Consider the following 9,235-nt stretch of genomic DNA (forward strand, 5'->3'; position numbering starts at 1 on the left):
CCGGGCATCTCGCCCCGAATATCGACCCCGGTCCGTTTGCCCAGGCCAAAACGTGACAGGTACTTGTGTATGTTGTCGATGCCCAGCTCAAAAGACAATTCGTAAAAATAAACATCACAGGATTCGGTAATGGCCTTGGACAGGTCGGTTTTGCCGTGACCTTCTTCTTTCCAGTCACGATAACGCCGTTCATCGTTTTTCAGTGTGTACCAGCCACGACAATTTATTTCATGTTCGGGTCGCAGTGCCTCGGTTTCCAGGCTGGCCAGTCCCAGAAACGGTTTGAGTGTTGATCCGGGGGGATACTGACCTCGTAACGCGCGATTGAACAGCGGACGTTCCTTGGAGGAAGTCAGGGCTTTATAGGAGGCCGAATCGATACCGTTCACAAACAGATTAGGATCGTAGGTTGGCAGGCTGGCCAGAGCCAGTACCGCGCCGTTGTTCGGGTCCATCGCGATCAGGGCGCCGTTTTCTTCCTCGAAGCTTTGCTCGGCGATTTCCTGCAAGCGGGCATCCAGATTCAGGTAAAGGTTCTTGCCAGGTTTGGGCAGGGTGCGCTCCAGTACGCGCAGAATACGCCCCTGGGCATTGGTTTCCACGCGCTGATAGCCCACCTCGCCATGTAACTGTTCTTCATAATAACGCTCCACGCCCACCTTGCCGATGTGCGTGGTGGCACTGTAATTGGCGGTGTTGATGTCATCCAGCTCATTTTCACTGATACGTCCGACATAACCGATGGCATGCGAGGCCAGTTTGCCCAGTGGATAATGGCGTGCCAGCTCGGCCTTGATCTCGACACCCGGCAGACGGTACTGATCGACCGAGATACGGGCGACTTCTTCATCTGTCAGGCGAAAACGTAACGGAATACCCTCGAAACGACGTTTTTGCCGCCGGTAACGATGAAAGCGTTCGATGTCGGCATCGGTTAACTGAATCAGGTTTTGCAAGCGTGCCAGGGTCGCATCCAGATCGGGAATATGTTCCGGTACCAGCGTCAGGGTAAAACTGGGCTGGTTCTGGGCCAGCACGATGCCGTTGCGATCGTAGATCAGGCCGCGCGTGGGAGGAATGGGCAGCAGGTTGACCCGGTTGTTTTCCGATAGCGTTGAAAAGTGGGTCTGGTTGATAACCTGCAGAAAAAACATCCGGCTGATCAGAATCACCGTCAATACCGCGACCCCGATACTGGCAACCAGCAGGCGCCGATTGAACAGGGCGGTCTCACGCAGATTATCCTTCAGAGCGGGACGGGTGTTACGCGGCATTGGTTCGCTCAGCTGATTTGATAACGGCGCCGAATCTGTCGCATGAGCAGAAAGATCGGCGGCCAGAAGATCACGGTGCTGATGGCCGGCAACAGCATTTTCCAGAACGAGGGCTGCTCGCCGGTCAGTCCCTTGATCCAGAACACCAGAATATATTGCAGGATCACCAGCATGCCGACCACCAGGGCCTGCTGCCATACCGGAAAGACCCGCAGGCGTTGATGCATGTAGATGACGATAAAGGCGATCAGCGCGAGGGTAATGGCATACTGGCCCAGCAGGGCGTCACGCACCACGTCGAGCAACAGGCCCATGATCCAGGCAATGCCGACGCCGATGCGTGCGGGCAGGGCCATGACCCAGTACACCACAACCATAATCATCCACTCCGGCCGGGCCAGTTCCAGTGCGTCGGGTAACGGCATAATCGTCAGCGCCAGCGCCACGATAAAGCTGGCCAGAATCATGCCGCCACCGCCCTGGCTGTCCCGTCTCATTGTTCGTCCCTCCGTTTATGGACTTCGCAGGGATTTTCCATCGGCGGCAGGTTGGCCAGTGCCGGCCAGACCAGCAACACCTCGCGACTGCGTTGCAGGCGGGCAACCGGTTCGGCAACGATTTCGGCAAACGGCAGGCTGGGATTGGTGGTCACTTCGGTGACCGTGGCAACCGGGTAACCGGCCGGATACACGCAACCCAGGCCGGAACTGACCAGCAGATCGCCCTGTTGTATATCGGCATTGTTGGGCAGGTGTAACAGTTCCACGGTGCCTTCGCCGCTGCCGACGGCCACAGCGCGCAACCCGTTGCGATTGACCTGCACCGGTACCGCGTGGTTGGGATCGGTGATCAACAGGGCGGTGCTGGAGAAGGGGGTAACATGCGTCAGTTTCCCCATCACCCCGTGCGCATCGACGATCGGCTGGCCAATGTACAGTTCGTCATGAGTACTGCCCTTGTTGATGACCACCTGTTTTCTGTAGGGATCGAGATCCACCGCGAGCAGTTCGGCGATCAGGATACGTTCACCGGCACGCTTGGAGGACTGCAGCAGTTCGCGCAGATGCACATTCTCGGACTCGATAAAGGTGAGCTTTTGCAGTTGCGCCTTGAGCAGCCGGTTCTGGGTGCGCAGCTCTTCGTTTTCTTTTTGCAGCGTATCGCGGGTGACAAAGGTTTGTGATGCCCAGCCCATGAAATCGGCCGGCAGATTGACGGCGTATTGCAGGGGATAGACTACCACGGCCAGTCCGGAGCGCAGGGTATTGATATAACTGGTGCGATGATCCACGGTCATCAGGGCCACTGAGATCAGGATCAGCAACAGCAACCGGATCGTGGTTGACGGACCTTGTACGAATAAAAGTTTAACGGTCAGGCTCCCCGACGGAATGCAGAACAGGAACAGGTTACCGGATTTAGCCCGACTGAGTGAATCGGCCGGGCGGCCTGACCGGCGCTAACCGGTCGCGGGCCGGAATAATTATTCGACCGTGAACAGATCGCCGCCGTGCTCGTCGATCATCTCCAGCGCCCGGCCACCACCACGTGCCACACAGGTCAGCGGGTCCTCGGCGATGATCACCGGCAGGCCGGTTTCTTCCATCAGCAGTCGATCCAGATCGTTGAGCAGGGCGCCACCACCGGTCAGTACCATACCGCGTTCGGCAATGTCCGAGGCCAGTTCCGGTGGCGTCTGTTCCAGCGCGGTCTTGACCGCACTGACGATCCCTGACAACGGTTCCTGCAGGGATTCGAGAATTTCATTGCTGTTGAGGGTAAAGCTGCGCGGTACCCCTTCGGCCAGGTTACGGCCGCGTACTTCCAGTTCCCGGACTTCGTGGCCGGGGTAGGCGGTGCCGATATCCTGCTTGATGCGCTCGGCGGTGGAGTCGCCGATCAGGCTGCCGTAGTTGCGGCGCACGTAGTTAATAATCGCTTCATCGAAACGATCGCCGCCGATACGGACCGAGGCGGAATAGACGATCCCGCTCAGGGAAATCACGGCCACTTCGGTGGTGCCGCCGCCGATATCCACGACCATCGAGCCGCTGGCATCGGAGATGGGCATGCCGGCACCGATGGCGGCGGCCATCGGTTCTTCAATCAGATAGACATCGCGGGCCCCGGCGCCGGCGGCCGATTCGCGAATCGCGCGACGTTCCACCTGGGTGGAACCGCAGGGCACACAAATCAGTACCCGCGGGCTGGGGCGGAAAAAGCGCGCTTCGTGCACCTTGCGAATAAAATGCTGGAGCATTTTCTCGGTGACGGTGAAATCGGCGATGACGCCGTCTTTCATCGGACGTACCGCAACGATATTGCCCGGCGTTCGGCCCAGCATGCGCTTGGCTTCGGTCCCGACGGCGGCAATCGACTTGGGCCCGCCCGGTCCACGCTCCTGGCGAATCGCCACAACCGAGGGTTCATTGAGTACAATACCCTGACCGCGGACGTAAATCAGGGTGTTGGCGGTACCCAGATCGATGGAAATATCGTTGGAGAAAAGACCCCGTAAACTGTCAAACATGTTTGTAATCTTTATAGGTGAAAGGACACGTCAGTATAAACGGGTAATGTAATCAAATAGAAGGGCTTTGGGCAAGGAATCATCTGTGGTAACGTTGCCAATTTGCCTAGCCCATCACAACCGGCCCCGGCGCCGGGATATTCTTGTATTTTCTGGATTATTGCGGGATTACCGAGGGAACCATGTCACTGGATAAATCTGACGTCGAGAAGATTGCGCATCTGGCCCGGCTGGCCATCGATGAGGCCGATATTCCCGGCTACGCCGACAACCTCTCGAACATTCTGGAAATGGTCGAGCAGATGAACGCGGTGGACACCACCGAAGTCACGCCCATGGCGCATCCCCTTGATGCCGTCCAGCCCCTGCGCGAGGACCGGGTCACCGAAACGGATCAGCGCGAACGGTTTCAGGCCCAGGCGCCCAGCGTCGAGGATGGACTTTACCTGGTTCCGCGGGTCGTCGAGTAACCGGCCTATCCGGTTTCTCCCTGAATTATCAAAGACTGACTCACACGAGAAGACAGCATGCACGACAAAACGCTTGCGGAACAGGCCCGGGATCTGGAACAGGGCGCCTACTCCAGTGAAGAACTGACCCGCCATTATCTGGAGCGCATCAGCGCGCTGGATCCGCAACTCAACAGCTACATTACCGCTGCGGCCGATTCGGCGCTGGCCGGTGCCCGGGCGGCGGACACGCTGCGCGCCGCCGGCGAGGCAGGGCCGTTGACCGGTATCCCGTTGGCGCACAAGGATATTTTCTGTACGGACGGCATCAAAACCAGCTGCGGCTCGAAAATGCTGGACAACTTCATCGCCCCCTACGATGCCACCGTGGTCACGCGTCTGAAGGAGGCGGGGATGCTCACCCTGGGCAAGACCAACATGGATGAGTTCGCCATGGGCTCCTCCAACGAGACCAGCTTCTACGGCCCGGTCAAAAACCCCTGGAACACGACCACCGTGCCTGGTGGCTCCTCCGGCGGATCGGCGGCGGCCGTGGCCGCCCGGCTGGCCCCGGCGGCCACCGGCACCGATACCGGCGGCTCGATTCGCCAGCCGGCGGCGTTGTGCGGGATCACCGGGCTCAAACCCACCTACGGGCGGGTCTCCCGCTACGGCATGATTGCCTTCGCCTCCAGCCTGGATCAGGCCGGCCCGCTGACGCAAACAGCTGAGGATGCGGCGCTACTGCTCAACGCCATGGCCGGTTTCGACCTGCACGATTCGACCAGTCTGGAGCGGCCGGTGCCCGATTACACGGCCGATCTGGGCGCCGATCTCAAAGGTCTGAAAATCGGCCTGATCAAGGAGCATTTCGATCCCGGCCTGGATGCAGGCGTGGCCGACGCGGTCGACGCGGCGCTGGCCGAATACAAAAAACTGGGTGCCGAGGTGGTGGAGATCAGTCTGCCCAACACCCACCTGTCGGTGCCGGCCTATTACGTGGTGGCCCCGGCCGAATGCTCCTCCAACCTGTCGCGGTTCGACGGGGTGCGTTTCGGTTATCGCTGCGAGAATCCGACAGATTTGGCAGATCTCTACAAGCGCAGTCGCGGTGAGGCCTTTGGCCCCGAGGTCAAGCGGCGCATCATGGTCGGCACCTACGCTCTGTCGGCCGGCTACTACGACGCTTATTATATAAAGGCGCAGCAGGCGCGACGGCTGATCCGCGACGATTTCGTGCAGGCCTTCGAGTCAGTGGATGTGATCATGGGTCCGACCGCCCCGAGCCCCGCCTTCAAGCTGGGCGAGAAAGCCGACGATCCGATCACCATGTATCTGTCGGACATCTATACCATTGCCGCCAACCTGGCCGGCCTGCCGGCCATGTCGGTGCCGGCCGGCTTTGTGAACAATCTGCCGGTCGGCCTGCAGATCATCGGTAACTACTTCGACGAAGCGCGCCTGCTCAACGTCGCGCACCGTTACCAGCAGGTCACCGATTGGCACCAGCGAATCCCGAAGGGATTCGAGTGACGAGTTACGAGGGACGAGTGACGAGGGTTGGTCCCGTTCCCGGACTCGTGAATTCGTTATTAGTGATGATTATGTTGAAATATGTGGACAGTGACAGGTATGGCTTTATTTCCTCGTCCCTCGTCCCTCGTACCTCGGAACTGACATGATGGAATGGGAAACAGTCATCGGGCTTGAGATTCACACCCAGCTGGCGACGCAGAGCAAGATATTCTCCGGCGCCCCGACCGCCTATGGCGCGCCGCCCAACAGCCAGGCGTGCGCGGTGGATCTGGGCCTGCCCGGTGTATTGCCGGTGCTGAACAAAGAAGTGGTCAACATGGCTATCAAGTTCGGTCTGTCGATCGAGGCGCAGATTGCGCCACGTTCGATCTTTGCGCGCAAGAACTACTTCTATCCCGATCTGCCGAAGGGTTATCAGATCAGCCAGTACGAATTGCCTATCGTCGAGCACGGCCAGGTGGCTATTCGTCTGGAGGATGGCAGTGAGAAGACCATTGGCGTGACCCGCGCGCATCTGGAAGAGGATGCCGGCAAGTCCTTGCACGAGGATTATCACGGTATGACCGGGATCGATCTCAATCGTGCCGGGACACCGCTTCTGGAGATCGTCTCCGAGCCGGACATGCGTTCGGCCGAAGAGGCGGTCGCCTATATGAAAAAGATTCACGCCCTGGTGCGCTACCTGGGCATCAGCGACGGCAATATGCAGGAAGGCTCCTTCCGCTGCGACGCCAATGTTTCCGTGCGGCCCAGAGGCCAGGAAGAGTTCGGTACCCGATCGGAGCTCAAGAACATCAACTCGTTCCGGTTTGTGGAGCGGGCGATCAATTTTGAAGTCGAACGCCAGATCGACCTGCTGGAAGCCGGTGGCGAGATCGTCCAGGAAACCCGCCTGTACGACGCCGATAAAGACGAGACCCGTTCCATGCGCTCCAAGGAAGAGGCAATGGACTATCGTTACTTCCCGGATCCCGATCTGCTGCCGGTGGAGATTACCCCAGAACACATCGAGATGATTCGCGCCGACATGCCGGAACTGCCTGAGGCGAAAAAGGACCGCTTTATCAGCGATTACGGTCTCAAGGTCGAAGATGCCGCGATCCTGACCGCCAGCCGCGAGCTGGCCGATTATTATGAAAGTGTGGTCAGTGCCTGCGGTGAAGCCAAATTATCCGCCAACTGGGTGATCGGTGAATTGTCCGGTTATCTGAACCGGGAAGATATGAGCATCACCGACAGTCCGATCAGCGCAGAAATGCTGGCCGGCGTGATCAAGCGCATCAAGGACAATACCATCTCCGGCAAGATTGCCAAGGATGTGTTCGATGCCATGTGGAACGGTCAAGGCGATGCCGATGCCATCATCGAGAAAAAAGGCCTCAAGCAGATCACCGACACGGGCGAACTGGAGGCAATTGTCGAGAAAGTGATCGCCGACAATCCCGAGCAGGTGGAACAGTACCGCGCCGGCAAGGAAAAAGTGCTGGGTTTCTTCGTCGGCCAGTGCATGAAGGCCACCGGCGGCAAGGGCAATCCGGCGCAGCTGAACCAGATGTTGAAAGACAAGCTCAGCCAATGAGCAATCCTGACCACCTGTCACCGGCCGGCATAATGGCCGGAGTTTGATCATGAGCGATACCCTGCAACGTTTCCTGTTCGAAAACCTGGCGATTCGTGGCGACCTGGTGCAGCTGGACGCCACCTGGAAAGCGCTACAGGAAAAACATACCTATCCCGATCCGGTGTTGCATCTTCTGGGCGAAGTCATGACGGCGTCGGTATTGCTTTCCGCCACGCTCAAACATGAAAGTCGCCTGACTATGCAGATACAGGGCAATGGGGCAATTCCATTTATGGTGGTGGAATGCACCCATGATCGTAATGTGCGCGGCATGGCGCATTACGCCGAGGATATCCAGCCCGGTTCCCTGCCTGATCTGGTCGGCGATGGGCGCCTGGCCATTACCCTGGAGCCGGCCAATAGTGCCGAACGCTATCAGAGCATCGTTGAGCTGACGGGCAACAACCTGGCCGAGGCCATCGACGATTATCTGTCCCGCTCCGAGCAGCTCGATACCCGTATCTGGCTGGCCGTCACCAATCAACGCACCGCCGGCCTGCTGATCCAGAAGCTGCCGGCCAACCAGACGGCCGAAGAACAGGAAGGCTGGAACCGGGTCGAACAGCTGTCCGCTACCATTACCGACAAGGAACTGCTGGATCTCACCGCCCCGCAGGTTATCCATCGCCTCTATCATGAGGAAGACGTGCGCGTCTTTGAATCAGAACCGATCTGTTTTCGCTGTCCCTGCAGCAAGGATCGGGTGGCCAATATGTTGCGTCAGCTGGGGAACGATGAAGTCCGGGCGATACTCGAGGACGAAGAGCACATTGATGTGACTTGCGAGTTTTGCAATCAGCGATACCGCTTCGACGCCGTGGATGCCGAACAAATCTTCGCGACTGAAGTGACCTACCGGACACCCGATACCCGTCACTGAACCGGCAAGCTGTCTGTTTTACAGGTTATGAACCTGAAGTAAGGGTTCAGGAATTCCTGTTCAGGCCGTGGCGCCGCACACCGGACATTCGCTGTCCTGCTTCAGAGTCAGGGTGCGCCACTCCATATGCAGGGCATCCAGCAATAACAGTTTGCCATCCAGCGTTGAGCCGATGTTGAGCAGAATCTTGAGTACCTCGGTCGCCTGCACACTGCCGATAATCCCGACCACCGGCGCAAGGACGCCGTTTTCACTGCAGGAAGCGTCCAGCTCGCCCTCGTCGCGATATAAACAGCGATAACAGGGACTGCCAGGTTTGTTTAAAAAGACACTGACTTGGCCTTCCATACGAATCGCCGCGCCGGAAACCAGGGGTGTACCGGTCTCGACGCAGACGCGGTTGAGTGCAAAACGAATCTCGAAGTTGTCCGTCGCATCCACCACCACATCCACATTGCGGGCGGTCTCGAGCAGTTCCTGTTCCGAGAGTTTGTGATCCAGGGTAGTAATTTGCAGTTGCGGGTTGAGCTGCATCAGGGTTTCGGCCGCCGAGGCGATCTTGGGACGGCCGATATCCTCATAGCGATGCAGAATCTGACGCTGCAGATTGGAGAGATCCACATGGTCGTGATCCACCAGCACCAGCTGGCCGACACCGGCGGCGGCAAGATACAGGGCGATCGGCGAACCCAGCCCGCCCAGGCCGATAATCAATACCCGCGAGGCAAGCAGCTTTTCCTGCCCGGCCACATCCACCTGTGGCAACATGATCTGGCGGCTGTAACGCAGCAGTTGTTCGTCGTTCATAATCGGTCAGGTCTATGCGTTATCGAATAGCGAAAGAATACGCCATACAAACAGCGTTGAACAGCTACACGAAAGTTGGCAGATGGCAGATAGCAGTCGGCAGTCAGAAATCGGGAGTTTGAAGTTTTTCTAGCCCCT

9 protein-coding genes are annotated in these 9,235 nt (G+C 58.3%); 4 read left to right on the plus strand and 5 right to left on the minus strand.

Features of this window, described 5'->3' with window-relative positions; genetic code table 11:
* The 4 genes from mrdA to RI563_RS05300 form a co-directional block, all read right to left on the minus strand.
* On the minus strand, window positions 1–1,274 hold a 1,274-nt coding region (gene mrdA, locus RI563_RS05285; RefSeq protein ID WP_310693310.1), incomplete at its 3' end, for a penicillin-binding protein 2.
* A gap of 8 nt (window positions 1,275–1,282) precedes the next feature.
* Entirely contained in the window at window positions 1,283–1,771 is a 489-nt protein-coding gene (gene mreD / locus RI563_RS05290) for a rod shape-determining protein MreD (RefSeq protein WP_310693311.1), read from the minus strand.
* On the minus strand, window positions 1,768–2,682 hold the full coding sequence (mreC, locus tag RI563_RS05295) for a rod shape-determining protein MreC (protein WP_310693318.1): 915 nt from the start codon (window positions 2,680–2,682) through the stop codon (window positions 1,768–1,770). The genes mreD and mreC overlap by 4 nt, the downstream gene beginning before the upstream one ends.
* A 75-nt stretch (window positions 2,683–2,757) precedes the next feature.
* Window positions 2,758–3,804: a rod shape-determining protein gene (locus RI563_RS05300; protein ID WP_310693312.1), complete on the minus strand. Its 1,047-nt coding sequence runs from the start codon at window positions 3,802–3,804 to the stop codon at window positions 2,758–2,760.
* A 182-nt stretch (window positions 3,805–3,986) separates the two neighbouring features.
* On the opposite strand from RI563_RS05300, the gene gatC reads away from it, so the two are divergent.
* From gatC to hslO, 4 genes are all read left to right on the plus strand, one after another.
* A complete protein-coding gene (gene gatC, locus RI563_RS05305) occupies window positions 3,987–4,274 on the plus strand; it encodes an Asp-tRNA(Asn)/Glu-tRNA(Gln) amidotransferase subunit GatC (RefSeq protein WP_310693313.1) in 288 nt (95 codons plus the stop codon).
* A gap of 57 nt (window positions 4,275–4,331) precedes the next feature.
* A complete protein-coding gene (gatA, locus tag RI563_RS05310; protein WP_310693314.1) occupies window positions 4,332–5,786 on the plus strand; it encodes an Asp-tRNA(Asn)/Glu-tRNA(Gln) amidotransferase subunit GatA in 1,455 nt (484 codons plus the stop codon).
* 148 nt (window positions 5,787–5,934) lie between these two features.
* A complete protein-coding gene (gatB, locus tag RI563_RS05315) occupies window positions 5,935–7,368 on the plus strand; it encodes an Asp-tRNA(Asn)/Glu-tRNA(Gln) amidotransferase subunit GatB (protein WP_310693319.1) in 1,434 nt (477 codons plus the stop codon).
* Window positions 7,369–7,417: 49 nt separating this feature from the next.
* Window positions 7,418–8,290 (plus strand): Hsp33 family molecular chaperone HslO, encoded by an 873-nt coding sequence (gene hslO / locus RI563_RS05320; RefSeq protein ID WP_310693315.1) that lies wholly within the window; start codon window positions 7,418–7,420, stop codon window positions 8,288–8,290.
* A 60-nt stretch (window positions 8,291–8,350) separates the two neighbouring features.
* Here the strand turns inward: hslO and RI563_RS05325 are convergent, their stop codons facing one another.
* Window positions 8,351–9,097: a molybdopterin-synthase adenylyltransferase MoeB gene (locus tag RI563_RS05325; protein ID WP_310693316.1), complete on the minus strand. Its 747-nt coding sequence runs from the start codon at window positions 9,095–9,097 to the stop codon at window positions 8,351–8,353.
* Window positions 9,098–9,235: the final 138 nt, after the last annotated feature.

The sequence above is a fragment of the Thiohalophilus sp. genome, from assembly GCF_031581315.1.
In the GTDB taxonomy this organism is placed as follows: Bacteria; Pseudomonadota; Gammaproteobacteria; order UBA6429; family Thiohalophilaceae; genus Thiohalophilus.

Bases quoted from the DNA above. Each gene is read 5' to 3' on its own strand.
- gatA (WP_310693314.1), top strand. From the start codon at position 4,332: ATGCACGACAAAACGCTTGCGGAACAGGCCCGGGATCTGGAACAGGGC.
- RI563_RS05300 (WP_310693312.1), bottom strand. From the start codon at position 3,804: ATGTTTGACAGTTTACGGGGTCTTTTCTCCAACGATATTTCCATCGAT.
- RI563_RS05325 (WP_310693316.1), bottom strand. From the start codon at position 9,097: ATGAACGACGAACAACTGCTGCGTTACAGCCGCCAGATCATGTTGCCA.
- mreD (WP_310693311.1), bottom strand. From the start codon at position 1,771: ATGAGACGGGACAGCCAGGGCGGTGGCGGCATGATTCTGGCCAGCTTT.
- gatC (WP_310693313.1), top strand. From the start codon at position 3,987: ATGTCACTGGATAAATCTGACGTCGAGAAGATTGCGCATCTGGCCCGG.
- hslO (WP_310693315.1), top strand. From the start codon at position 7,418: ATGAGCGATACCCTGCAACGTTTCCTGTTCGAAAACCTGGCGATTCGT.
- gatB (WP_310693319.1), top strand. From the start codon at position 5,935: ATGGAATGGGAAACAGTCATCGGGCTTGAGATTCACACCCAGCTGGCG.